This is a genomic window from Kitasatospora sp. NPDC058444 (assembly GCF_042721415.1).
Lineage (GTDB): Bacteria > Actinomycetota > Actinomycetes > Streptomycetales > Streptomycetaceae > Kitasatospora.
On sequence record NZ_JBHXLL010000033.1, the window covers coordinates 71,956 to 96,420 of the forward strand.

Sequence of the window (24,465 nt, forward strand, 5' to 3'; positions counted from 1 at the left end):
CCGGTCGATGGTTCGGTGCCGACCGGTCGGATGCGGCCGACCGGTCGTGGCGGGCCGGGCGGTCGTGGCCGGCCGGGGTCATGCGACGGGCTCGGCCGGGAGGCGGCGCGGCAGGTCGGCGCGCCGCCAGATGTCGTCGAGGGCGTCGGCGAAGGCGACGATCTCGCCGTCCTCGTGCTGGGGGGTCGGGGTGACCCGCAGCCGCTCGGTGCCCGGGGGGACGCTGGGCGCGTTGATCGGCTGGACGTAGAAGCCGTGGCGTTCCAGGAGCTCCTCCGCGACCTCCCGGCAGGCCCGGGAGTCCCCGATCAGCACGGGGACGATGTGCGCGTCGTCCGAGACCACGGGGATGCCGAGTTCCCGCAGCAGGGTGTGCAGCAGCGCGGCCTTCTCGTGCAGTCGGCCGCGTTCCTTCTCGGAGCGCTTGAGGTGCCGTACGGCGGCCAGCGCGCCGGCGGCGACGGCCGGGGGCAGCGAGGTGGTGAAGATGAACGCGGAGGCGAAGCTGCGGACGGCGTCCACCACCGGGGCGGGGCCGGCGATGTAGCCGCCGGCCGCGCCGAAGGCCTTGGCCAGGGTGCCCTGGACGACGTCGAACCGGCCCTGGAGGCCGAGTTCCGCGGCCTTGCCGGCGCCCCGCGGACCGTACATGCCGACCGCGTGCACCTCGTCGAGGTAGGTGAACGCGCCATAGCTGCGCGCGAGTTCGGCGATCCTCGCGAGCGGTGCCACGTCGCTCTCCATGGAGTAGACGCTCTCCAGCGCCACGATCTTGGGGACGGCGGGATCGGTGCCGGCCAGCAGTTCCTCGAGGTGCTCCGTGTCGTTGTGCCGGAAGATGAGCTTCTCCGCACCGCTGTGCCGGATGCCCGCGATCATCGAGGCGTGGTTGAGCTCGTCGGACAGGACGACGCAGCCCGGCAGCCGGCTCGCCAGGACGGTCAGGGCGGCGTCGTTGGCGGAGTAGCCGGTGGGGAAGACGAGCGCGGACTCCATGTCGTGCAGATCGGCCAGTTCGCGCTCCAGCTCCACGTGGTAGCGGTGGTTGCCGGAGATGTTGCGTGAGCCGCCGCTGCCGGCCCCGGACTCGTCGACGGCCCGCTTCATGGCCTCCAGGACGAGCGGGTGCTGGCCCATGCCGAGGTAGTCGTTGCTGCACCACACGTGGATCCGGCGCCCCGGGCCGGGGCCGTGCTTCAGCGCGGCGGGGAAGGAGCCCGCCAGGCGCTCGACTTCGAGGAACGTCCGGTAGCCGCCGCGGTCGCGCAGGTCGTCCAGTTGGGATGCGAAGAATTCGACGTAGTCGAACATCATTCCTCCGGTTCGCCGGTTCAGGTGACGGACACCGGAAAGATAGACAGCCGCTCCGGGTTCTCGTAAATTCTGTTTCCGGCGGACCCATGAGCGGGTCGGATAAATCGAGGTGGAGAGCGTTTCCGGGAGTTATTCGCGGACGGCATGGATCATCGTCCGGAACATTTCTCTTGTCCCGGCGACGAGCCTATAGTCCTGAATCATGATCGCTCAGTCACACGACCTGCCGCGGTCGGCGACCACCGTGGACATCGAGGAACTCGTCAGGCTGCGCGGCCACCTGCTCGGTGCGGGCACCGCCCCCTACGCCGCCCGCACCCCGCAGGAGGACGCCGCCTGGCGCGCGGCGTACCGGTCCTGGCTGGTCCGGCAGCTGACCGGACCGGCCGGCCGGGTGCAGGTGACGGTGATCGGCCCGGCGCACCGACTGGCCGCCTGTGCCGTCGCCGTGATCGACGACCGCGCGCCGACCGCGCACTGCCCGAACGGCCTGACGGGATGGGTGCAGTCGGTCGTGGTCGACCCGGACCGGCGGCGCGGTGGACTCGGCACCCGCGTCATGCGGCACGCCCTGGACTGGCTGCGCTCGCGCGGCGTGAACAGCGTGGTGCTGCAGACCACGCCGGACGGTGCGGCCCTCTACCGCGGCCTCGGTTTCGTACCGACGGGCGAAGACCTCCTGGCCCTCGACCTACGGGGCACCGAAACCAGCTGCGAGGTGATCGAGGCATGAAAATCCTCATCGTCGGACTCGGATACGCCGGAACGCGGTTCCGCATCGCGTTCCGGAACACCGGAATTCCGGTGGATTTCGCGCACGTGGGCCGGAACCGGCGCGACCCGGAAATCCCGTACTACACCTCCGTGCGGGAGGGGCTCGACCGGTTCCGTCCGGATGTCGTGGTGGTCACCGTGCCCGATGCCGCCCACGCCGGCATACTCGGGGAGCTTTCCGGCTTCCAGGGTTTCGTCGTGACGGAGAAGCCGCTCACCACCGCCCGCGACGACGTGACGGCCGTGGCGGCGGCGATGGCGAAGACCTCGGGCTTCTGCATGGACCTCGTGGAACGCTACTCGGAGGCGACGCTGCGGTTGCGCGACCGCGTCCGCCGCGAGGGCCTGAGCCTGGTGCGGGCCCACTTCACCTGGGGCAAGGACCGCATCAACGACCACCGCCCCACCAGCGGGGTGGCGAGCGAGGTCATCCACCCGCTCGACCTCGTGGGCTGGATCGCGGGCGACGGCACGGACCTGGTGCTGGACTCGGTCGTGGGCACCCGCTCGGACTTCTCGGTCTCCGGGGCCGACGTCCTCGACAGCGTGGCGCTGACCGGCCGGCTGGGCCCGGGCGTGGTCACCGGCTACAGCAGCTTCGTCAACATCACCCGCAAGCGGGAGGTCGACTTCGTCTTCCGCACGCCGGACGGTGAGCTCGAATACGCCTCCGCCGTCTACGACACGCCGACCTGGGACGCCGACCGGCTGCGCGTCTGGCGGCGCACCTCGGAGGGCGACACCGTGCTGTCCGAGCTGGACACCGGGGCGCAGCCGGTGCCCGAGGGCGCCGCGACGGTGGTCAAGCTGGGCCGCATGGCCGCCGACGTCGCCCGGTTCGTCGTCCACGGCGAGCAGCCCGCCCAGCCCTTCCCGGGCCTGTCCGACGCCCTGGCCCTGCAGGACCTGCTGACCGCCATGGAGCGCGAGGCGCGTGGCCCGGGGCCGGTGGCGTACTTCCCGGACGGCCGGACCGTGCTCCAGGAGGCCGACTGGGAGCGGCTGGGCTGACCGTCCCGCTGCCGCTCCCGAGCATCCCCCTCGATTTCCCCGATTTCCTCGATTCCCTTGTTCTGCAAAGCCCTTGACCCTGTCCTCCCCCGTGCCCGGGGGCGAGAAGGAGACCGACATGTGTGGAATAGCCGGCTGGGTGGACTTCAGCCGCGACGTGAGCCAGGAACAGGACATCCTGGAGGCGATCACCCGGACGATGGCCTGCCGCGGCCCGGACGCCGAGGGCATGTGGAGCGACCGGCACGCGGCGCTCGGCCACCGCAGGCTGTCCATCATCGACCTCGACGGCGGCCGGCAGCCCATGGTCGCCGAGGAGGCGGGCCGCGCGCTGGCCTGCCTGACGTACAGCGGTGAGGTGTACAACTTCCAGGAGCTGCGCCAGGAACTGATCGCCCGTGGCCACCGGTTCCGCACCAGGAGCGACACCGAGGTGGTCCTGCGCGGCTACCTGGAGTGGGGCGAGGGCCTGGTGGACCGGCTCAACGGCATGTACGCCTTCGCCATCTGGGACGCCCGGGAGCAGACCCTGCTGCTGATCCGCGACCGGATGGGCGTCAAGCCGCTCTACTACTTCCCCACCCCGAACGGCGTCGTCTTCGGCTCCGAGCCCAAGGCGATCCTCGCCCACCCGGAGGTGCCCCGCCGGGTGAGCGCCGAAGGCCTGCGCGAGATCCTGGAGATGGTGAAGACCCCTGAGCACGGCGTCTTCTCCGGCATGTACGAGGTGCGCCCCGGTCAGCTGGTGCGCCTGACCAGGACGGGGCTGACCAAGCGGGTGTACTGGGCGCTGGAGGCCCGGGAGCACACCGACGACCTCGACACCACGATCGCCACCGTCCGCGGCCTCCTGGACGACATCGTCACCCGCCAGACCGTCGCGGACGTGCCGCTGTGCTCGCTGCTCTCCGGCGGCCTGGACTCCTCGGCCATCACCGCGCTCGCGCACCAGAAGCTGGCCGCCCGCGGCGAGGGCCCGGTGCGGTCCTTCTCGGTCGACTTCGCCGACCACGGCGGGAACTTCGTCGCCGACCCGGTGCGCGGCACCTCCGACGCGCCGTTCGTGCGGGACCTGGTCGGCCACATCGGCGCCGAGCACAGCGAGGTGCTCATCGACAGCGCCGAGCTCGCCGACCCGCAGCTGCGGGCGAAGGTCCTGCGCGCCCTCGACCTGCCGCCGGCCTACTGGGGCGACATGTGGCCGTCGCTGTACCGGCTGTTCCAGTCCGTCCGCGCCCGCTCGACCGTCGCCCTGTCCGGGGAGTCGGCGGACGAGGTGTTCGGCGGCTACCGCTGGTTCTTCGACGAGGAGGCGGTGCGGGCCCAGACGTTCCCCTGGCTGACGTCGGCCACCGGCAAGTACTTCGACGGCAAGTCGCTGTTCGACCCCGGCCTGCTGCACAAGCTGGGCATGCCCGAGTTCCTGCGCGACAGCTACGCGCAGGCGGTGGGGGAGACCCCGGTGCTGCCGGGCGAGGACGCCACGGACCGGCGGATGCGGCAGATGAGCTACGTGAACCTGACCCGGTTCGTGCAGACCCTGCTGGACCGCAAGGACCGGATGAGCATGGCCGTCGGCCTGGAGGTGCGGGTCCCGTTCTGCGACCATCGGCTCGTGGAGTACGTGTTCAACGTGCCCTGGCGGATGAAGTCCTTCGACGGCCGGGAGAAGAGCCTGCTGCGGGCGGCGACCGCTGACCTGCTGCCGGAGTCGATCGTGCGACGCGTCAAGAGCCCGTACCCCACCACCCAGGACCCGGCGTACGAGCGGGGCCTGCGCCGGGCGTTCGCCGCGGTCGTCGACGACGCGGATTCGCCGGTGCTGTCGCTGCTGGACCGCGCCGGGGCCCGCCGGCTGCTGGACTCGCCGGTCGGCGACACGAGCGCGCAGTACGACCGCTCGGGCCTGGAGCTGGCGCTCGGCGTCAACGACTGGCTGGCCGCTTACGACGTCACGCTGGACCTCTGACCGGGCGGGCCGGGGCCTCCTGTCGGCCGGGCCGGGGTCGGGGCGGTGCCGTTCAGTCGGTGCCGGCCGCGGCCCCGGCCGGGCCTTCGCCCGGGTTTCCGCCCGGGCCGCCGTCAGGCTCGCCGGGGGAGCCGTAGCCGTCCCGCGTGGCGGAGCCGAGCAGTTGGTCGAGGAGGCCGGGGTAGCGCTGCTCCAGTTCGGCGGTGCGCAGCGAGTTGAAGCAGCGCGTTCCCTCGGAGCGGACCCAGAGCAGCCCGGACTCCCGGAGGATCTTCAGGTGGTGGGTCATCGTCGACTTGGCGATGTCGCCGCCGAGTTCACCGGCCGTGTGTTCCTTGCCGTCGGACAGGGCCAGCACGATGCCCAGCCGGGTCGCGTCGCTCAACGCGAAGAGGACGGCGGGCAGTCGGATGTCCTTGGGGTCCGGGTGGAAGTAGCGGCGCACACGCCAAGAATCGCACATCCGATCAAGGACGGGTCCGGATGGCCGAAAACCGACGCCGGGCTTGCGACGGGGCCGCGCCCCCGCACTATGTATCTATGTACCGCGACTATCAAACATTGGGGCGCCAGTGAAACTCGTCTACCTCCTCGGACTCGGAGCCTTCGCGCTCGGTCTCGACGCCTACGTCACGGCCGGACTGCTGCCCGTCATCGCCGACGACTTCCACGCCTCCGTGTCGGCCGCGGGGCAGATGGTCACCACCTTCACCCTCGCCTACGCCATCGCCTCGCCCGTCTTCGCGACCCTGCTGTCCGCGTCGCGGGTCCGCTTCGGCCTGCTCGGCTCCCTCGCGGTCTTCTCCCTCGCGAACGCCGGCAGCGCGATCGCCGGTTCGCTCGGCCTGCTGCTGGTCGCCCGGGCCTTCGCCGGGGTCGGCGCCGGCCTCTACCTCGCGCTCGCCGCCTCGGCCGCCGCGTCCCTCGTCGACGAGAAGCGCCGGGGCCGCGCCCTCGCCGTGATCATGGGCGGGATGAGCTCCGGCACCGTGATCGGCGTGCCCCTCGGTGTCTTCATCGCCCAGCACTTCGGCTGGCGCACCACGCTGTGGCTGGTGACCGCCATCGGCCTGGTCTCCTTCGCCGGACTCGCCCTGCGGCTGCCCGTCCTGCCGGCCACCGCCTCGGTGAGCCTGCGTCAGCGCGCCCAGGTGGTGACCGACCCCCGGGTCGCCTCCATCGTCGGGGTGTCCTTCCTGGCCGCCGTCGCCAGCCTCGGCCTCTACACCTACCTCGCGCCCGTCATGGAGAGCGGCGCCATGGGGAGCGTCGACAACATCACTCCCTACCTGTGGGCCTGGGGCATCGGCGGCGTCATCGGCAGCTTCCTCATCGGCCCGCTGGTGGACCGGGTCCGGCGCCCGTACTCGCTGGTCGTCGGCATCCTCGTCCTGCTCACCGCCTCGCTCGCCCTGCTGCGCCCCGCCGCGGCGGTCAGCCCGCTGCTCGCCCTGCTGCCCCTCGCCCTGTGGGGAGCGGTGGGCTGGGCGCTCCAGGTCCCGCAGCAGAACGACCTGCTCCTGGCCCGGGGCGACCGCGGCGGCCCCGTCGCCGTCGCCCTGAACGAGTCCGCCCTCTACCTCGGCAGCGCGGTGGGCTCCGGACTCGGCGGCATCGCCTTCTCCCTCGGCTGGGACGGCGCCGTCCTCCCGCTGTTCGCCGCCGGAGCCGCCCTGCTCGGCCTGATCCTCCAGGTCACCGGCGTCCGCGCGGCGCAGCGCCGGCCGGCCGAAGCGCCGGCGCAGGCCACGCCCGTGGCAGCCGACGCCGGCAGCTGACCGCCCGGACCCGGTGGTGCCCCAGGGCGGCGCGGTGCTCCGGCGACGGCCGCCCTGACGGTCGGTGCCGGTGGCGGGTGCTCAGGCTCCGGCCGCTCAGGCTCCGGTCAGCAGGCCTTCCTCGAGACCGTCGAGGACGAACCCGTTCTCGAAGCGCACCTTGTACCTGGTCCCGCCGCCGCCGGGGCCGAAGGCTCCCGCCTCGACGATTCGCTGGCGGAGGTCCCCGATCAGGCCGGCCGTGAACGCGTCGAGCCGGACGCCGCGGGTCTGCTGGTCGAAGCTCGCGAGTGCGTCCGGGGAGACGTGGCCGGCCTCCTGTGCCGAGCCCGTGACGATGCCCGTCAGGCCCCCGGCCAGGGACAGCGGCCCGGGGGAGCCGGTCCCGGCCGCCGCGCCGCCCGTGGCGACCTGCACATCCCTGGTCAGCTTCACCTTCGCGCCGATCTCGTACGGCATCCGCGGTACCCCCTGGTTCGACCTCGGCCCTGATCGGGGCAAGCGTAGCCGGGGCGCCGGGGAAGGAACGGGTGTTCGGGGAGATCGGGGGCCCCGCGGAGAACCACCGCACCGCCGAGGCGTGTGGTGACGGTGCGAGGGGGCTTCCGTCCTGGGACGGAAGCCCCCTCGCGGTCGGGCGGTCAGTTGCCGCCGTGGAGCAGGTGGAGGGAGAAGCCGGCGCCGGTGGAGACGGACGGCGTGCGGACCGTCGTCACCCCGGTGGCGGCGTCGTGGTACCAGCCGGAGGCGGCCGAGTCGAGCGCGGCCGCCGAGTCGAGCCGGGGCAGCGGGCCGCCGTCGGTGACCACCTGGCGCGGGGCGGGACGGCCGTGCACGGTGAGGCGGTACGACCGCTCGGCCGGCTTGCCGGCGTAGTCGCCGTCGCTGGCGCCGATCCGGACGGTGGTGACGGCCTGGTTGGTGTGCACGTCCACCCGCTGGGTGGCCGAGGAGCCGGCGGTGAACTGCCGGGTCACGCCGTCGTCCTCGTACAGGGTGTAGGAGGAGTCGCGCCCGGCCTGCGGGTAGAGGTCGTAGTCGAGCTCGGAGCGGTCCCGGGTCTCCCACGACAGCGTGCCCTTGGGCCACATCGGCACGATCGCGCCGCCGCGGACGAACAGCGGCAGCGTGTCGAGCGGGGCGGAGTAGCCGTTGACCGTGGTCGGGCCCTGGTAGGTGCGGCCGGTCCAGTAGTCGGTCCAGGTGCCCTCGGGCAGGTAGATGCCGTCGCGCACGGTGGTGTCCGAGTAGACCGGCGCGACCAGGAAGTCGGGCCCGGCCAGGAACTCGTACGTCGCGTTCGGGCCGAGGGCGTTCGGGTCGTGCGGGTACTCCAGGGCGAGCGGCCGGACGGCGCCGACCCCGGTGCGGGTGGCCTCCGCGGAGAGGGTGTACATGTACGGCAGCAGCCGCTCCTTGAGCTGGAGGTACTTGCGGTTGATCGAGGTGTACGGCTCGCCGTCCAGCCAGGGCTGCTCGTCGCGCTGCTCCTTGCCCGTCATGTCCCGGGCCCAGCCGTCCATCGTCATGATCGCCGGGAGGAAGGCCTTCCACTGGAGGTCGCGGGCGTACATCTTCGGGTCGCGGCGGTAGATCGAGCCGACGTCGCCGGTGTTGTACGCGATGCCGGACATGGTGGCGCCGGCGTAGGTCGGGATCTGCCAGCGGATGTAGTCCCAGGACAGGCTCTGGTCACCGCTCCACAGCACGCCGCAGCGCTGCGCGCCGGCCCAGGAGACCGGCAGCCAGACGAAGCCGCGGGCGTCGCTGCTGTCCTCGATGCCGGCCTTGGCCTGGTCGCAGGCGTTCAGCGCGAAGTCGTAGCCGTTGCCGACCCAGGCCACGTCCAGCTTGCGCACCCGCACGCCGGCCTTCACCTCGGCGGACTGGTTCGGCAGGCCGTTCTGGGTCCAGAGGCCGAGCTGGGCGTGGTCCTTGCGCAGGCCCGTGCCGGTCGGCGCCAGGTCCTCGTAGCCGCAGCCGTAGCCGTCGTTGACCAGCATCCAGCCGAGCGGCATCTGGTGGTCCACGTAGCCGTCGGCGACCTTCAGCGCGTCCAGGGTGTGGCGCTCGCCGCGGTTGGCGTTGTGCAGGTAGCAGTCGGAGTCGCCGGGCTCCAGGCCGTAGACGGGCGGCATGAAGGGCTTGCCGACCAGGGAGGTGTACCGCCCGATCACCGCCTTGACGTCACCGGTGAAGTAGTAGGCGTCCAGGCGGCGTTCCTGCTGCCCGGTGCGGACGGGCGAGCCGAAGTCGTAGATCCCGGGCGTGAAGGTGTTGCGGAAGACGCCGTAGCCGGCGGTGGAGACGTAGAACGGCTGGGAGTTGTTGTAGCCGCCCTCGTTCCAGTCGAAGCTGTTGGCGACGTGGACGGTCTTGTCGCGGTGGGAGAAGGAGCCGTTCTGCTCGCCGCCGCCGAAGAACTGCTCGTCCGCGCCGCGCACCAGGCTCTGCCGCAGACCGCTGGTGCTCCAGCGCAGCGGGGCGTCCTCCTGCCACAGGGCGGTGCGGTCGTCGGCCTTGTACAGGCCGAAGCGCAGCGGGTGCTTGTAGACCCGCAGGACCAGGCCCTTGGAGCGGATGCCGTAGTACGCGCCGGCGTCGAAGGTGCTGGTGTCGCGCTGCGGTTCGGGCTGTTCGCGGACGATCGTGCTGCCCGCCGGATCGGTGAGGACGCCGTCCGGGGCGGCGCGCAGCCGCAGTTGGTCGTCGGCGAGGAAGTCGACCTTGGCCTTCAGGGTGCCCGCGGAGATGTCGTAGCTGCCCTGGGAGCCGCCGAAGGAGGTCAGGTCGCCGGCGTCGGCGGTCTGCGGCAGGTAGGCCGTGCCGGTGTAGGAGCCGCCGTGGACGTCGTAGGGGACCACCAGGACGCGGTAGGTGCCGGAGGCCTTCGGGATCACCGTGGCCTCCGGGTCCGCGGTGCCCGCGCTGCTGGCGACCTGCTTGCCGGCGGCGTCGTAGACGTAGAGGTCGAAGTCGTCGGTGGGGTTCTGCCAGCGGATGGACAGCGGGACGCCGCCCTCCGGGTTGTCGTCCCAGTAGCCGGCCGGCACGTTCACGGTCAGGTCGAAGTGGTCGCAGACCGTGCCGCCCGGGTCCTGCGCGGCCGGCGGGCAGCTGCCGGGGTCGCCGAGGGTGCCCTTGGCGTACTGCGGGCTCTGCCAGCTGACGCTCTCGTGGCCCTGGTCGAGGACGGCGGATCCGGGTGCCGCCGCCCGGGCGGGGAGGACGGGCCCGGCCAGGGCGGTGAGGGCGGCCAGGGCCGCCGGGAGGGCGGCCCTGCGGAGGTGGGGCCGGAGTGGGCGCACGGTGGTGTCTCCGTTCGGACGGTGGGGGCTGGGACCTGCCGGACCTTCTCGGGCGGGCGAGCGGCGCTGGTCCCGGAGGACCACGGACCGAGGAGGGTCGGCACGGGTTCGTCCACCTCGGGTACCGCCTTCGTATGCGCTTGTCGGGTGATCGGAGTTGCTTGGTTCGAGCTGATTCCGCGCAGATGCGAAAGAGCTTCCTGTGTCGGTGAGTTCATGTCAACCGTTGCGGTGACAGAAACGCCCGGCCGGGAAGCCCGGGCCGGGCGTTGTGTGGTGGCGGGGTTCGGGCCCCGCGAGGCCGGTGAACAGGTGGCCTGGTGGCCTGGTGATGATCCGGCGATCCGGCGTCAGGCGCGCAGGACCCGCACCCCGTCGGCGGCGATCGCCTCCTCCTGGGCCGCGGTGGCCTCGTCGTCGGTGACCAGGTCGTGGACCTCGGAGAGCGGGCAGATCCGGGCGAAGGTGACCTGGCCGATCTTGCTGCTGTCGGCCAGGACGACGGACCGCGCGCTGCTGCGCAGGAACGCGCGGTCGGTCTGGGCCTCCATCTCGTCGTGCGTGGTGCAGCCCTGCTGGGGGGTCAGGCCGTCCACGCCGATGAACGCGACGTCGAGGTGGTACTGGGCGAGCATCCGCTCGGCGGCCGGCCCCACCAGTTCGTAGCTGGTGGTCCGGGCGATGCCGCCGACCACCACCAGGCGGACGTCCGGCCGGACGATCAGCTCGGCCGCGATGTTGACGGCGTTGGTCACGATGGTGATGCCGCCGCGTTCGGCCAGGACGCGGGCCAGCTCGCTGGTCGTCGTGCCGCCGGTGAGGCCGACCACCGCGCCCTCGGGCACCAGCCGGTCGGCCGCCAGGGCGATCCGGCGCTTCTCCGCCTGCCGCTTGCCGTGCTTGTGGCGCAGCGGGAGTTCGAGGTTGACGGCGCCGGTGACCGCCCCGCCGCGGGTGCGGTGCAGCAGGCCCTGGTCGTGGAGTTCCTGGAGGTCCCGGCGGACGGTGGCCGCCGACACCCGCAGGAGCCCGGCCAGCTCGTGCACGTCGGCGCTGCCCGTCTCGGTGAGGTGCGCGAGGATCCGGGAGGTGCGGTCAGCTTTGAGCATGACGGAATTCTAGTGCGGTCCGGGTGAGCGGAGATCGCTGCGCGGAACTGTTCGGAGCCGGATCCGGACCTGTGCGGCCACCGCCGGCCGGGCCGGTGCTGTCCCGGACGACGAGCTCGGGGCGCAGCAGCTGGATCGAGTTGGCCGGGCTGCCGGACCGGGTGAGGGCGCGCAGCAGCAGCTCGACGGCCTCCCGGGCCATCTCCCGCTTGGGGATGGCCACGCTGGTGAGCGCCGGCCGGGCCACGCCGACCTCCGGGTTGTCGTCGTGCCCGACGATCGACAGGTCCTGCGGGACGGAGCGGCCCGCGGCCCGGGCGGCCTCCAGCGCCCCCAGGGCGAGGACGTCGTGGGTGGCGAAGAGCGCGGTGATCGCCGGGTCGGCGGTGAGCACCTCCGTCGCCGCCGCGAAGCCGCCCGCGGGGGTGGGTTCGGGCGCCAGGTGGACGGCGTCGTCGGGGACGGTCAGGCCGTCGGCGGCGAAGGCGCGCCGGAAGCCCGCCACCCGCGGGGCGTGGTCGGGGCTGGCGAGCACCGCGACGCGTTCGTGCCCGAGTTCGCGCAGGTGGCGTCCGGCCAGGTAGCCGGCCCGCTCGTAGTCGATGGTGACCACCGGGAAGCGGTCGGGGGCGTCGGTCTCCCAGGCGCACAGGGCGACCGGGAAGGAGGCCTCGGCCAGCAGCGGCAGGTGGTCGATCAGGTCCCGGTCGCCGGCGACCAGCAGCGCGTCCACGGAGCGGCTGGTCAGCCCGGCCAGGTGCCGCTTGGCGCGCTCGCCGTCGAGCCGGGTGGTGCAGAGCAGCAGGTGGTAGCCGTTCGCGTCGAGGACGTCCTCGACCTCCTCGACCACGGCGGGGTAGAAGGAGCCGGTCACCGTGGGGACCAACAGGCCCACCGTCCTGGTGGCGCCGGTCGCGAGCGAGCGCGCGACCAGGTTGGGGGTGTACCCCAGCTCCTCGATCGCGGCACGCACCCGGGTGGCGGTCGCCGGACTCACGGCCCCCCGCCCCCGGATGACGTTGGAGACGGTCTGCTTCGTGACCCCGGCGCGCTCGGCCACGTCCTGCATCGTCACCATGACTGGATCCTTCGGCTTTACCGGTCAACTTGCTTTCGGTGAAACGTAGGGCACCGCTGAGGGGGCGTCAAGGTTGATCGAAACCCAGGTCCGATCCGTGACTTGAGGACTCCTCGGGCATCCGACGTCAGAGTGCGGCGACCTGGAGCGGGTTTTTGAAAGGACTCTTGATTTACCGGTCAACCCGACCGTATCGTCCCAGCCATCCAGCCGCTCCCCGTCTTCGGGCCCCGGCTGACGACACGTCCGCGCGGCATCTCGCGCCTCCGAGAGGAACCACCCATGGGGAGAACGACCATGCCCGCCGCCCGCCTCGTCGGGGCGGCCACCGCCGTCGCCCTCGCGCTCGGAGCGAGCGCCTGCGGCAGCGGCTCGGGGAGCGACGCGAAGGCCGCCGGCAGCTTCACCTACTGGTCGATGTGGCGCGCCGACGAGCCGCAGGCCAAGGTCCTGAAGGCCGCGATCGACGACTTCACCGCCGCCACCGGCGCGAAGGTGAACGTCACCTGGGCGGGCCGTGACATCGCCAAGAAGATCGGCCCGGCGATCGCCGCCAACCAGGCCCCGGACCTGTGGGACGAGTCCGACGACAAGATCTACGGCACCACCGCCGCGGCCGGCCAGGCCCTCGACCTCTCACCGGTGCTCCAGCTCCAGGTGCCGGAGGAGAACGTCCCGGTCTCCCAGGTGATCCCGGCCAAGTACTTCGACATGCTGCCGAAGGACCCGTCCGGCGCCAACCACTACGTGATCCCGTACGAGGTCGTCACCAACGCGATGTTCTACAACGCGGCCGACCCGGCGGTCACCGCCGCCATGCCGAGCCCGCCCACCGACTGGGCCGGTCTGCTCAAGGTCTGCGACGCCCTGAAGGCGGCCGGCAAGGCGTGCGTCGCCTCCGAGGGCGAGGACCCGTGGACCAACGGGCTGTTCCTCGACTACCTGCTCAACGGCGCCGGGGTGAACGTCTCCGCGCTCTCCGCCGACAAGTCCGGCGCGGCCTGGGACAACCCGGCGGTCCTCGCCGCGGCGCAGCAGGTGGAGCAGCTGGTCAAGGGCGGCCACCTGATCGAGGGCTACGACGCCACCAAGTTCCCGGCCCAGCAGACCAACTGGACGGCGGGCAAGGCCGCCTTCTACATGGACGGCAACTACGTCACCTCCGAGATCGCCAAGCAGGTCCCGGCCGGCTGGAAGACGGCCGCGATCCTGCCGCCCACCGCGAAGGCCCCGGACGCCGGCCTGTTCGGCTTCGCGATCCCCAAGCGCGCCAAGAACGCGGCCGCGGCACAGAAGTTCATCGCCTTCTTCCTGCAGAAGAAGCACCTGTCCGGGATCTCCACCACCGCGCTCAACCTCACCCCGCGCACCGACATCCCGGCCCCCGCGGAGCTGGCCGACGTCCAGAAGACCCTCGAAGCCCCGACGCTGCGCCTCAGCTTCGACGGTGTCGGCGGCAGCTGGCTGCCCAAGGTCTTCAACGAGAACTACCTGGACTTCTGGCACGGCAAGACCACGGCCGCCCAGTTCGTCGCCAAGTGCAAGGCCGACCAGGTCACCTACTGGCAGACCCAGGGCTGACGGTGGCGACGACGATCGAGAACCCGGCCCGGCCGGACACCGTCCGGGGCCGGTCCAAGCGGGCCGCCCGGCCCGGCGTCGGCCCGCTGGAGCGCCAGCGCCGCCGGGTGTTCTGGCCCTTCACCGCGCCCGCGCTGATCGTGTACGCGGTGCTGTTCGTCGCCCCGGTCGGCTACGCCCTGTGGACCAGCCTCCACAAGTGGGACGGCATGGGCGCGATGGAGTGGCGCGGCCCGGAGAACTACCTCCTGCTGTTCCGCGACCCGAGGTTCCGCACCTCGCTGTTCAACACGCTGGAACTGATGGTCATCGGCGGCACGATCACCTTCGTGCTCAGCTTCGCGCTCACCCTGGTGCTGCGCGAGATGCGGGCCAGGCTCTTCGCCCGCTCGGTGCTGTTCTTCCCCTCGCTGGTCAACGGCATGGTCTTCGGCATCGCCGCCGGCTTCCTGTTCTCGCCCACCGGCCCGGTCAACCAGGCGCTGAAGCTCTTCGGGGTGACCACGCCGCCCAAGTGGCTGTCGACGGACAACCTGCTTCCGATGGTCCTGGGGACGCTGGTCTGGACGGCGACCGGCTACTACACCTCGATCATCATGGCGGCGGTCGACCAGATCCCCGACTACCTCTACGAGGCGGCCGAACTCGACGGCGCCGGCCCCTTCCAGCGCTTCCGGCACATCACCCTGCCCTGCGCGTGGGACGTCATCGCGGTCTGCGCGGTGCTGTGGACCGTCAGCTCGGTGAAGATCTTCGAGCTGATCCTGCTCTACGGCGGCAGTACCAACTCCTACCCTCCGGTGAGCAGTTGGAACACCGCCGTGTACGTCTACGCCGAGGCCTTCCCGCAGGGCACCGTCCCCCGGCTGGGCATGGCCACCGCCGCCGCGATCGTCAGCCTGGTCATGGTCACCCTGATCACCGTCGTGCTGCGCCGCCTGCTGCGCCGCGAGCCGATCGAGTACTGACCGGGCGCGAGCCGACCGAGCACCACCCGGCGCGGGCCCGTCGAGAACCGACCGCCGCGAGCCGGTCGGCCACCGACCCCGCCGCATCCCGGCCCCCACACCGCAACCCGAAAGGCCCCCACCCGTGCGAAGCGGAAACCGAGCCGCCGGACTGGCGAGCAGGATCGGCACGACAGCCGTCTGGCTCGTCGTCGCCGCCGACCTGCTGCTGCTCCTGTGGATCCTGCTGACCTCGCTGCGCAGCGGCCCCGACATCCTCCAGCACGGCTTCGGCCTGCCGACCAGCCCGAAGACCGAGAACTACACCACCGCGCTCGACGAGGGCGGCTTCGCCCAGGCGGCGCTCAACAGCGTCCTCACCGCCGGCCTCTCCTCCGTGGTCGCCGTCGCCCTCGCCGCGCCCTGCGCCTACGCCCTCGCCCGCCGCCGCTCGCGGACCTCCTCGGCGCTGACGATGACCTTCGCCATGGGCCTCGGCGTGCCCGGCCAGGTGCTGGTGGTACCGCTGTTCGTCGGCCTGTCCCGGGTGGACCTGACCGACAGCGACCTCGGCCTCGGGCTGGTCTACGTCGGCCTGGCGATGCCGTTCACCGTCTTCCTGCTGACCGGCTTCTTCAGCGGCATCCCCGGCGTGCTGGAGGAGGCCGCCGTCCTGGACGGCGCCGGCCCGTTGCGCACCTTCCTCCAGGTGGTGCTCCCGGTCGCCCGCGGCGGGCTGATCACCGCCTTCCTCCTGCAGTTCATCACCGCCTGGAACGAGACCCTGTTCGCCCTCGTCCTGACGAACAGCCAGGGGAAGACCACCCTCCCGGTGGCGCTCTCCTCGTTCGTCGCGGCACAGCAGTTCAACGGCCTGGACTTCGGCACGATGTTCGCCGGGGTCTGCATCATCCTCGCCCCGATGATCGCGCTCTTCTCCTGGATGGGCTCGCGGATCATCCAGGGCATGACAGTTGGGATCGGCAAGTGACCTCGACCCTGCGCACCGACCTGCTCCGCATCGACGGCACCCCCGATCCGGTCGGCGGCACCCTCCCGATCCTGCACGGCCTGCTCCGGCAGACCGGCGCGGGCGCCGGGGTCGACGAGGAGATGCGCCGCAACCTGGCCTACGGGTTGCCCGACACGCTGCTGCCGTACACCCGGCAGAGCGGGTACGACCGCGTCCGCGCCGAGCGCGAACTCCCGTGCGTGGTCCTGGAGAACGAGACCCTCACCGCGACCTTCCTGCCCTCCCTCGGCGGGCGGCTGTGGTCCCTGGTCCACCGCCCCACCGGGCGGGAGCTGCTGCACCGCAACCGGATCCTGCAGCCCGCCAACCTCGCCCTGCGCGACGCCTGGCTGGCCGGCGGGGTGGAGTGGAACCTCGGCGCCACCGGGCACTGGCCGCTGACCTGCGAGCCGCTGCACGCCGTCCGGGTGAGCGCGCCCGACGGCACCCCGGGCTTGCGGATGTACGCCTTCGAACGGCTGCGGCGCCTGGTGCTGCGGATGGACACCTGGCTGCCCGCCGGCTCCCCGGTGCTCTACGTCCGCATCGCCGTGCACAACCCCGCGCCGACCGAGACGCCGGTCTACTGGTGGTCCAACATCGCCGTGCCCGAGGACCGGGACGTGCGCGTCCTCGGCCCGGCCGACCACGCCTTCCACTGCGACTACGTCAGCGACCTGCGCCGGGTGCCCTTCCCGCAGGTCGACGGCGCCGACCGCAGCTACCCCGGCCGGGTGGCCCGCGCCGCCGACTACTTCCTCGACCTCCCCGGCGGCGAACGCCCCTGGATCGCAGCCCTGGACGCCACCGGCGCCGGGCTCGTCCAGACCTCCACCGCCCGGCTGCGCGGCCGCAAGCTGTTCTGCTGGGGCACCGGCACCGGCGGCAGGCACTGGCAGGAGTGGCTCTCCGGCCCGGACTCCGCCTACCTGGAGATCCAGGCCGGCCTGGCCCGCACCCAGCTGGAGCACCTGCCGATGCCCGCCGGCGCCACCTGGTCCTGGACCGAGGCGTACGGGCTGCTGAAGGCCGATCCCGAGGCCGTGCACGGGAGTTGGGAGGACGCCCGGGCGGCCGCCGGCGAGGCGCTGGACCAGCTGCTCCCGCCGCTGGAGCTGGAGCTGGCCGACGCCCGGGGCGGCGGGTTCGGCGCCCCCGAGGAGGTGCTGTCCGAGGGCGGCGGCTGGGCCGCGCTGGAGATCGAGGCCGGTGCCCTGCCCGCCTCGCCGCTGCTGCCGTTCGGCGAGCCGGCGGCCGCCCAGGAACCCTGGCGGCAGCTCCTGAAGACCGGCACGCTCCCGGTCTGCGACCCGCCGGCCGAGCCGGTCACCGGGGCGCACTGGCGGCTGCTGCTGGAGGGCGACGCCGCGGACTGGCACGCCCTCTACCAGCTCGGGCTGCTGCGCCTGGCGGCCGGGGAACGGGAGTCCGCCCGCGAGGCCTTCGAACGCTCGGCCGCCGTCCAGGCCTCGCCCTGGGCGCTGCGCTCGCTCGCCTTCCTCACCCCGGACCGGTCGGCGGCCGCCGACCTCATGTGCTCGGCGCACCGACTCCGCCCGGAACTCCGCGAGTTGACGATCGAGGTGCTGGAGTCGCTGCGGCGCGCCGAGCGCCCCGCCGAGGCCCTCGCGCTGATCGAGCGGCTCTCCCCGGCCGACCGGGCGCACGGGCGGATCAGGCTCGCCGAGGCGGAGGCCGCGTACACCTGCGGTGACGACGACCGGGTCCGACGCCTGCTGGCCGAGGGCATCCAGGTCGACACCATGCGCGAGGGCGAGGTCTCCCTGGACACCCTCTGGCTCGCCGTCCACCCCGGCACCCCGGTGCCGCCGCAGTACGACTTCCGGATGGCGGACGGCTGACCGCCCGCCTCCCCACAGACCACTCTCCCGTTCCGCACCCCCCACAGCAGGGGCGCAACGGTGCGCCCCGCCACGGAAGAGGAGTACCAGTGTCACCCCTATCCACCCGATGGGCCCGCGCCCTCGCCGCCACCACGCTGGCGGCGCTCGGCGCCGGCACCCTGGCCGCCGCCCCGGCTCCGGCCCCCGAGGCGGCGGCCGGCGCCACCACGTACACGGTCTCGGTCGGCAGGACCGGCGCCTTCCCCTACCCCGACGACACCCCGGCCAGCGTCTACACCGACAAGGACGGCACCTTCTACTTCCAGCAGGCGCACTCGCTGTACGGTGCGAACGACTCCCGCCAGTGGGACTTCTTCACCGGCAAGGACTTCCAGAGCGCCACCAGGTCGGCCGCGATCAGCGGCGCGGTCAACCCGGCCAACCCCGACGACCGCAACGACGACACCACCTGGCGGTGCAACAACAGCCCCACCGGCGTGCAGGCCACCTACCCGCCGCAGGGCTCGGGTTACTCCCAGCGCAACTTCTGCGACCTGTCGGGGGTCTGGGTGGACCCGGACACCGGGGACTGGTACGGCCTGGTGCACAACGAGTTCACCCCCCAACCCTTCGGCGACGGCCTCCACTTCGACGCCATCGACTACGCCGTCTCCACGGACCAGGGCCGGACCTGGGACATCAGGGACCACGTGATCACTTCGCCGTACAGCACCACGCGGGGCGACACCACGGCCTTCCCCGCCCAGACCTTCGACTACGGCGACGGCGACCAGCGGCTCTTCGTCGACACCGCATCCGGCTACTTCTACGTCTTCTACGGTTCCCGGATCGTCGACAAGGGCGGGTCCTGGGGCGACTTCATGGCGCACGTCGCGCGGGCCCCGATCTCCGCCAAGATGGCGCCCGGCAGCTGGCAGAAGTGGTACGACGGCGCCTGGTCGCAGCCCGGGAAGGGCGGCCGGGAGAGCGACATGGTGCCCGTCGACGCCGCCGACCCCACCGGCTACGTGCCGCCCGCCAAGGAGTACGACCCGGCGAAACCCGGCACCGTCAAGCAGCAGGTCGCGGCCGGCACGCTCACCCCGACCTCGCCGCTGTTCGTCATGAACGTCGCCTACGACGCCCACCTGGGCCTCTACCTCGGCACGCCACAGGCCGTCGACCAGAGCGGCAACGCCCCGCAGCAGATCTACGCCACCAAGGACCTCGCCACCCAGCAGTGGACCCTGCTCGGCGACACCGGCGGCTACCACACCGCCTCCTGGTACCGCTGGTTCCTGGACAGCGCCAACCTGACCAACTCCACCATCATCGGCCGCGACTTCCGCTTCTACTGCTCGTTCGGGTGCTCCGACGGCTCCTCGGGTGAGTACGTCGACCTCACCGTCGATTCCTCCAAGCCGGCCGCCGCGCCGTTCGACCTCACCCGGACGTACCGGATCGCCGGCGGCGACGGCCAGGTGCTGGCCCAGCTCCCCGGCAGCCCGGTGACCACCTCGGCGGCCCGGGCCTCCGGCTCCAAGCTGGAGGCCTGGTCGTTCGCGAGCAACGGCGACGGCTCCTACCGGATCCTCAACGCCGCGACCGGCGGCGCGCTCGGCGTGGACGCCTCGACCACCGCCGGACGGGCCTGGGGCGCCGCCCTGACCGTCGGGGGCGCCGTCGGCGTCGGCCGGCAGTGGTTCATCGTGCCGGCCGGCACCGGCTACCGCCTGGTCAACCGCTACAGCGGCCTGGTGCTCGGCCTCACCGCCGCCGGGACCCCGGCCGAGACCACCCCCGCCCGGTTCTGGACCGACACCACCGGCTCCGCCGTCGGCGGCGGTCGCACCGCCGCCGCGCAGACCCTCACGCTCACCCCGACCGGGAAGGCCCCCGAGACGGTCGTGCTCAGCGGCCCCGGCGACCAGACCGGCACCGTCGGCAAGGCCGCCTCGGTCCAGCTGACCGCGACCGACAACGCCGGCAAGCGGCTCACCTTCTCCGCGACCGGCCTGCCCGCCGGGCTCACCCTCGGCCCCGCGGGCCTGATCTCCGGGACCCCGACCGCGGCCGGGGTCGCCTCCGTGACCGTCACCGCCTCCTCCGGCACCGCGCGCGCCTCGGTCACGTTCAGCTGGACCGTCAACCCGGCCCTCAGCGGCAACCACACCCTCACCACCGGCGGCAAGGCCCTCGACGACGGCGACCACAGCACCACCGCCGGCAACCGGCTCATCACCTGGAGCCCGACCGGCGACAGCAACCAGCGCTGGCAGTTCCGCTCCCAGCCGGACGGCTCGTACGAGCTGGTCAACGGCCTCTCGTCGATGTGCGCCGACGTCAGCGGCGGCTCCACCGACGCCGGCGCCCAGGTGATCCAGTGGCCGTGCACCGGCGGCGCCAACCAGCACTGGAACGTCCGGTTGACGGCCGACGGCTCCTACACCGTCACCTCGGCCCGCAGCGGCCTGCTGCTCACCACCGCCTCCGGCGCGGACGGCGCACCGGTGACGCAGCAGCCGGACAGTGGATCGCCGCTGCAGCGGTGGTCGATCTCCTGATCCAGGCCCGCGAGGCGGTCCCCTGGAGGGGACGGGCCTGACGCCGGGCTCCCGGGACTGCCCCGGGAGCCCGGCACTTCCGCGTTCCGACCTCGCACCCGGACGTACCCCCACCCGGGACGTCGAACGGCCGCCCTCCCCAACTGCGGGGAGGGCGGCCGTCGGCGGTTCTTCGGACGGACTCGACGATGGGGAAGCCGTCCGCGCCGGCCGGTACGGTTCGATCGACGGCCGTGCGGAGCCTCCCACGTGCCGGCTCAGTGGGTCGCGGCGTCGCGCAGCCGCTCGGCGGCGGCCTCCGGGCTCACGTCGGTGACGAAGGCGTCGAGTCCGGATTCCACGCCCGCCAGGTACTTGAGCTTGCCGGGAGCGCGCCGGATGGTGAACAGCTCCAGGTGCAGGGCGAGTTCGTCGCCGCCGTCCTTCGGCGCCTGGTGCCAGGCGGAGATGTACGGGGTCCGGTTCGGCGCGGAGCCGGCGGGCGCGGGGAACAGCCGGTCGAAGCGGCGCAGCAGCTCGAGGTAGAGGCCGGGGAACTCGGCGCGCTCGGCCTCGTCCAGCTCGGTGAGGTCGCGCACCCGGCGGTTGGGGTAGAGGTGGACCTCGTACGGCCAGCGGGCGGCGAACGGCACGAAGGCGGTCCAGTGCTCGCCCTGGAGCACCAGCCGCTCGGGGGCGGCCCGTTCGGCGGCGAGGAGGTCCTCGAAGAGGTTCCGCCCGGTGCTCGCCCGGTGCGCCTCGGCCCGGCGGACCATCCGCAGGGTGCGGGAGGGGACGAAGGGGAAGGCGTAGATCTGCCCGTGCGGGTGGGCCAGCGTGACGCCGATCTCCTCGCCGCGGTTCTCGAAGCAGTACACCTGCCGGATCTCGGGCAGGGCCGACAGTTCGGCCGTGCGGTCGGTCCAGGCGTCCAGCACCAGGCGGGCCTTGGCCTCGTCCAGGTCGGCGAAGGAGGCGTCGTGGTCGGGGGCGAAGCAGACCACCTCGCAGCGGCCGGTGCCCGGCCGCAGGGTGCGCAGCGGGTCGTCCTCCCGGGCGGTGACGTGGGCGGCGGAGTTCAGGGCCAGCGAGGGGAAGCGGTTCTCGAAGACCACGACCTGGTAGTCGGCCGCGGGGACCTCGCTCAGCCGTCCGTCGCGGGAGGGGCAGAGCGGACACTCGCCGGCCGGGGGGTGGTAGGTCCGCTGCTGGCGGTGGGCGGCGACGGTGACCCACTCGCCGAGCACCGGGTCGAGCCGGGTCTCGGAGAGGCTCGCGGAGGGTTCCAGCGGGCGCTCGTCCGCGGCGTCGCGGACCGCTCCGGGCTCCTGGTCGTAGTAGACGAGTTCGCGGCCGTCGGCCAGCTTGGTCGCGGTCTTGTGCACCGCCGTGCTCCTTATGCGTGGGGCGTTGGCCCGCCTGTGACAATCTCCAACAGAATCAAACATATGCGATCGTTTGTCAACAGGTGTAGACCGGCCAGTCGGTCGCCGGGTGCCGCCCCTTGCCTTTATCGGGGCGACAAAACCGCAGGTGTTGACTGCGGTTCCGGTAGTGTTTGATTATGTCGAAATAAACTCTCGCCGTCGCAAAGGCACCAGCGGGAGCCGCCATGACACACACGCACCAGGTACGGGAGCCGAGCAGATGATCGACCAGGCCGCCAGCGACTTCGAGGCCGTCCACGGCGCCCGGCCGAGCGGCGTGTGGGCCGCGCCCGGCCGGGTGAACCTGATCGGTGAGCACACCGACTACAACGACGGCTTCGTCCTGCCCATCGCCCTCCCGCACACCGCCAAGGTCACCGCCCGCCGCCGCGAGGACGGCCGGGTGCGGGTCTACAGCGCCCAGGGCGACGGCACGATCACCGACCTCGCGCTCGACGGCCTGACCCCCGGCGTGGTCACCAGCTGGGCCGCCTACCCGGCCGGCGTCTTCTGGGCCCTCGCCGAGGCCGGACACGCGGTCGGCGGCGCCGACCTGTCCTTCGACAGCGACGTGCCGGCCGGCGCCGGGCTCTCCTCCTCCGCCGCCCTGGAGTGCGCCACGGCCGCCGCCCTCAACGACCTGTACGGGCTCGGCCTGACCGCGCCGGAACTCGCCCTGATCGCCCAGCGGGCCGAGAACGCCTTCGTCGGCGTGCCCTGCGGGGTGATGGACCAGATGGCCTCCGCCTGCTGCACGGACGGCGCCGCGCTGTTCCTGGACACCCGGACGCTGGAGCAGCGGCACGTCCCGCTCGACCTGGAGGCGGCCGGCTTCCGGCTGCTGGTGATCGACACGAGGGTCAAGCACGACCTCGGCGACGGCGCCTACGCCGCTCTGCGGGCCGGCTGCGAGCGCGCCGCCGAACTGCTCGGCCTGGACGCGCTGCGCGACCTGCCGGCCGCCGGCCTCACCGCGGCCCTGGACCGCCTCCCCGGGGAACTCGCCCCGCTGGTGCGGCACGTGGTGACCGAGAACCAGCGGGTGGCCGAGACGATCGAGCACCTGGACGCCGGCCGGATCGCCGCGCTGGGGCCGATCCTGACGGCCGGACACGCCTCGCTGCGCGACGACTTCCGGGTCTCCTGCCCCGAGACGGACCTCGCGGTCGAGGCCGCCGTGGCCGCCGGGGCGCTGGGCGCCCGGATGACCGGCGGCGGCTTCGGCGGCTCCGTCATCGCCCTCGTGGCGACGGGGGACGTGGAGGCGGTCTCGGAGGCGGTGGGCTCGGCCTTCGCGACCGAGGGCTTCGCCGCACCCGTCGCCTTCACCGCCGTCCCCTCGGCGGGGGCGCGGCGCCTGGCCTGACCGGGCACGTCCTGGCCTGACCGGGCGGCTCCGGGCCGCGCCCGGTCAACCGCCGGCCGGCACCACGACGAGTTCGCCGACCGCGTCGGCGAGCACGCCGCGGGCCGCCGCCGGCAGGGCGTCGTCGGTGATGAAGCAGTCGACCTCCGTCAGGGTCGCGAAGCTGCTCAGGCCGACGACGCCCCATTTGGTGTGGTCGGCGACCACGACGGTGCGGCGGGCGGAGGCGATCAGGGCCCGGTTGGTCTGGGCCTCGGCCAGGTTGGGCGTGGTGAGCCCGGCCTGCTCGCTGACGCCGTGCACGCCGAGGATGAGCAGGTCCACGTGGAGGTTTCGGATCGTCTGGTCCGCGAGGGCCCCCACCAGGGCCGCGGAGCGGGTCGGCGCCCCTCCGGTCAACAGCAGCGACGGAACGGTCTCCGTTCCGTCGCTCTTCGCTGCCCAGAGCAGGTCGGCGATCCGCAGGGAGTTGGTGACGACGGTCAGCCGCGGGATGTCCAGCAGGCGGGAGGCGACCGCGTAGGTGGTGGTGCCGGCGGAGAGCGCGACCACGCTGCCCGGTTCCACCAGCCGCGCGGCGGCGTCCGCCAGTGCGGCCTTGGTGCTCTCCTCCAGCTCGGACTTGACGTCGAATCCGGGTTCGTCCGTGCTCGCGGCCCCCAGCGCGATGGCCCCGCCGTGGACCTTCCGCACGGCTCCCTGGCGCGCCAAGGCGTCCAGGTCACGACGGATCGTCATGTCCGACACGCCGAACTGTTCGACCAGCTCGGCGACGCGCACCGCGCCGGCCTTGCGGATGGCCTCCAGGATCAGCGCCTGGCGCTGCGGGGCGAGCAAACTCTGGTCAGCCACGAAGGCCCTTTCGATCGAACGGGTACCTGGTCGCTCCCGCTTCCTCCGGCCGACCCTGCCACGGTGGTGGAGGAACGTGCGCGGCCGTCGCGGGCCGGACGGGGTGGCCGGAGCGTCGGGGGCGTCGACCGGGGAGAGGCGGTCGCGACGTGATCCAGTATCCCAGGACTCCGGTGCGCCACTCGGCCCGGAGGGTCCGGCCGGTCCGGTGGGGCCTTGCCGTACCGGAATCCGGAAACGGAACTGCCGGTGCCACGGGCAGGGGTGGCACCGGCAGTTCCGGCTGCGGTCCGGTCGACCCTCGGCGGCCGGCCGCCGTTCCGTCCCCGGCCGTCTCCGGTCCCGCCGTTGTGCGGCGGCGGGACCGGAGACGGACGCGGGCGACGGACGTCACGGGGATCCGAGCACCGGGGTGCCCGGTGCGGGAGGGTCGCGGGGGGGCGGGGGGGCCCCCCCGGGGGGGGGGGGGGGCGGCGGGGGGCCCCCCCGGCCCCCCCCCGGGGGGGGCCCGGTGGGTGTAGCAGGCGGGCGCCCCCCGGGCGCCCCGCGGCG

The 24,465-nt window shown here is 72.7% G+C and carries 18 protein-coding genes; 10 read left to right on the forward strand and 8 right to left on the reverse strand.

Annotated features, from left to right (window positions below; genetic code table 11):
• Positions 1 to 78: 78 nt before the first annotated feature.
• A complete protein-coding gene (gene hemA / locus ACFWP2_RS28345) occupies positions 79 to 1,311 on the reverse strand; it encodes a 5-aminolevulinate synthase (protein ID WP_380456560.1) in 1,233 nt (410 codons plus the stop codon).
• Positions 1,312 to 1,516: 205 nt separating this feature from the next.
• Between hemA and ACFWP2_RS28350 the strand changes: the two genes are divergently transcribed.
• The 3 genes from ACFWP2_RS28350 (at position 1,517) to asnB (ending at position 5,068) form a co-directional block, all read left to right on the forward strand.
• Positions 1,517 to 2,047, forward strand: coding sequence for a GNAT family N-acetyltransferase (locus ACFWP2_RS28350; protein ID WP_380456520.1), 531 nt, complete (start codon positions 1,517 to 1,519; stop codon positions 2,045 to 2,047).
• Entirely contained in the window at positions 2,044 to 3,099 is a 1,056-nt protein-coding gene (locus ACFWP2_RS28355; RefSeq protein WP_380456522.1) for a Gfo/Idh/MocA family oxidoreductase, read from the forward strand. Before ACFWP2_RS28350 ends, ACFWP2_RS28355 begins: the two co-directional genes overlap by 4 nt.
• Before the next feature lie 118 nt (positions 3,100 to 3,217).
• Positions 3,218 to 5,068: an asparagine synthase (glutamine-hydrolyzing) gene (gene asnB, locus ACFWP2_RS28360; protein ID WP_380456524.1), complete on the forward strand. Its 1,851-nt coding sequence runs from the start codon at positions 3,218 to 3,220 to the stop codon at positions 5,066 to 5,068.
• A 52-nt stretch (positions 5,069 to 5,120) separates the two neighbouring features.
• On the opposite strand, the gene ACFWP2_RS28365 is transcribed toward asnB, so the two are convergent.
• Complete coding sequence (locus ACFWP2_RS28365; protein WP_380456526.1) at positions 5,121 to 5,513, reverse strand: ArsR/SmtB family transcription factor; 393 nt, start codon at positions 5,511 to 5,513, stop codon at positions 5,121 to 5,123.
• Between the two features lie 127 nt (positions 5,514 to 5,640).
• Here ACFWP2_RS28365 and ACFWP2_RS28370 point away from each other — a divergent pair, with 127 nt between their 5' ends.
• A complete protein-coding gene (locus ACFWP2_RS28370) occupies positions 5,641 to 6,846 on the forward strand; it encodes an MFS transporter (RefSeq protein ID WP_380456528.1) in 1,206 nt (401 codons plus the stop codon).
• Between the two features lie 96 nt (positions 6,847 to 6,942).
• On the opposite strand, the gene ACFWP2_RS28375 is transcribed toward ACFWP2_RS28370, so the two are convergent.
• The 4 genes from ACFWP2_RS28375 to ACFWP2_RS28390 form a co-directional block, all read right to left on the reverse strand.
• A complete protein-coding gene (locus ACFWP2_RS28375) occupies positions 6,943 to 7,305 on the reverse strand; it encodes a hypothetical protein (protein WP_380456530.1) in 363 nt (120 codons plus the stop codon).
• A 182-nt stretch (positions 7,306 to 7,487) separates the two neighbouring features.
• On the reverse strand, positions 7,488 to 10,154 hold the full coding sequence (locus ACFWP2_RS28380) for a TIM-barrel domain-containing protein (RefSeq protein WP_380456532.1): 2,667 nt from the start codon (positions 10,152 to 10,154) through the stop codon (positions 7,488 to 7,490).
• Between the two features lie 350 nt (positions 10,155 to 10,504).
• Positions 10,505 to 11,263, reverse strand: a complete 759-nt coding sequence (locus tag ACFWP2_RS28385; RefSeq protein WP_380456534.1) for a DeoR/GlpR family DNA-binding transcription regulator — start codon at positions 11,261 to 11,263, stop codon at positions 10,505 to 10,507.
• Positions 11,250 to 12,341 carry a LacI family DNA-binding transcriptional regulator gene (locus ACFWP2_RS28390; RefSeq protein ID WP_380456536.1) on the reverse strand — a complete coding sequence of 364 codons (1,092 nt, stop codon included), beginning with the start codon at positions 12,339 to 12,341 and terminating at the stop codon, positions 11,250 to 11,252. The genes ACFWP2_RS28385 and ACFWP2_RS28390 overlap by 14 nt, the downstream gene beginning before the upstream one ends.
• 282 nt (positions 12,342 to 12,623) lie before the next feature.
• Here ACFWP2_RS28390 and ACFWP2_RS28395 point away from each other — a divergent pair, with 282 nt between their 5' ends.
• The 5 genes from ACFWP2_RS28395 to ACFWP2_RS28415 all read left to right on the forward strand — a co-directional run bounded on the left by ACFWP2_RS28395 (position 12,624) and on the right by ACFWP2_RS28415 (position 20,289).
• Complete coding sequence (locus tag ACFWP2_RS28395) at positions 12,624 to 13,922, forward strand: ABC transporter substrate-binding protein (RefSeq protein WP_380456538.1); 1,299 nt, start codon at positions 12,624 to 12,626, stop codon at positions 13,920 to 13,922.
• Positions 13,923 to 13,924: 2 nt separating this feature from the next.
• Entirely contained in the window at positions 13,925 to 14,890 is a 966-nt protein-coding gene (locus tag ACFWP2_RS28400) for a carbohydrate ABC transporter permease (protein WP_380456540.1), read from the forward strand.
• Between the two features lie 124 nt (positions 14,891 to 15,014).
• Entirely contained in the window at positions 15,015 to 15,860 is an 846-nt protein-coding gene (locus tag ACFWP2_RS28405) for a carbohydrate ABC transporter permease (protein ID WP_380456542.1), read from the forward strand.
• Positions 15,857 to 17,743 carry a DUF5107 domain-containing protein gene (locus ACFWP2_RS28410; protein ID WP_380456544.1) on the forward strand — a complete coding sequence of 629 codons (1,887 nt, stop codon included), beginning with the start codon at positions 15,857 to 15,859 and terminating at the stop codon, positions 17,741 to 17,743. Before ACFWP2_RS28405 ends, ACFWP2_RS28410 begins: the two co-directional genes overlap by 4 nt.
• Before the next feature lie 89 nt (positions 17,744 to 17,832).
• Positions 17,833 to 20,289, forward strand: coding sequence for an RICIN domain-containing protein (locus ACFWP2_RS28415; protein ID WP_380456546.1), 2,457 nt, complete (start codon positions 17,833 to 17,835; stop codon positions 20,287 to 20,289).
• A gap of 257 nt (positions 20,290 to 20,546) precedes the next feature.
• On the opposite strand, the gene galT is transcribed toward ACFWP2_RS28415, so the two are convergent.
• On the reverse strand, positions 20,547 to 21,653 hold the full coding sequence (gene galT, locus ACFWP2_RS28420; RefSeq protein ID WP_380456548.1) for a galactose-1-phosphate uridylyltransferase: 1,107 nt from the start codon (positions 21,651 to 21,653) through the stop codon (positions 20,547 to 20,549).
• 262 nt (positions 21,654 to 21,915) lie between these two features.
• Here galT and galK point away from each other — a divergent pair, with 262 nt between their 5' ends.
• Entirely contained in the window at positions 21,916 to 23,061 is a 1,146-nt protein-coding gene (gene galK / locus ACFWP2_RS28425) for a galactokinase (protein WP_380456550.1), read from the forward strand.
• Between the two features lie 45 nt (positions 23,062 to 23,106).
• Here galK and ACFWP2_RS28430 read toward each other — a convergent pair whose 3' ends face one another.
• Entirely contained in the window at positions 23,107 to 23,913 is an 807-nt protein-coding gene (locus ACFWP2_RS28430) for a DeoR/GlpR family DNA-binding transcription regulator (protein WP_380456552.1), read from the reverse strand.
• Positions 23,914 to 24,465 lie beyond the last annotated feature (552 nt).

What these genes read in the sequence shown, in the direction of transcription:
- ACFWP2_RS28395 (WP_380456538.1), top strand. Translation starts at nt 12,624, where the DNA reads ATGGGGAGAACGACCATGCCCGCCGCCCGCCTCGTCGGGGCGGCCACC.
- ACFWP2_RS28375 (WP_380456530.1), bottom strand. Translation starts at nt 7,305, where the DNA reads ATGCCGTACGAGATCGGCGCGAAGGTGAAGCTGACCAGGGATGTGCAG.
- hemA (WP_380456560.1), bottom strand. Translation starts at nt 1,311, where the DNA reads ATGTTCGACTACGTCGAATTCTTCGCATCCCAACTGGACGACCTGCGC.
- ACFWP2_RS28350 (WP_380456520.1), top strand. Translation starts at nt 1,517, where the DNA reads ATGATCGCTCAGTCACACGACCTGCCGCGGTCGGCGACCACCGTGGAC.
- ACFWP2_RS28390 (WP_380456536.1), bottom strand. Translation starts at nt 12,341, where the DNA reads ATGGTGACGATGCAGGACGTGGCCGAGCGCGCCGGGGTCACGAAGCAG.
- galK (WP_380456550.1), top strand. Translation starts at nt 21,916, where the DNA reads ATGATCGACCAGGCCGCCAGCGACTTCGAGGCCGTCCACGGCGCCCGG.
- ACFWP2_RS28355 (WP_380456522.1), top strand. Translation starts at nt 2,044, where the DNA reads ATGAAAATCCTCATCGTCGGACTCGGATACGCCGGAACGCGGTTCCGC.
- ACFWP2_RS28385 (WP_380456534.1), bottom strand. Translation starts at nt 11,263, where the DNA reads ATGCTCAAAGCTGACCGCACCTCCCGGATCCTCGCGCACCTCACCGAG.
- asnB (WP_380456524.1), top strand. Translation starts at nt 3,218, where the DNA reads ATGTGTGGAATAGCCGGCTGGGTGGACTTCAGCCGCGACGTGAGCCAG.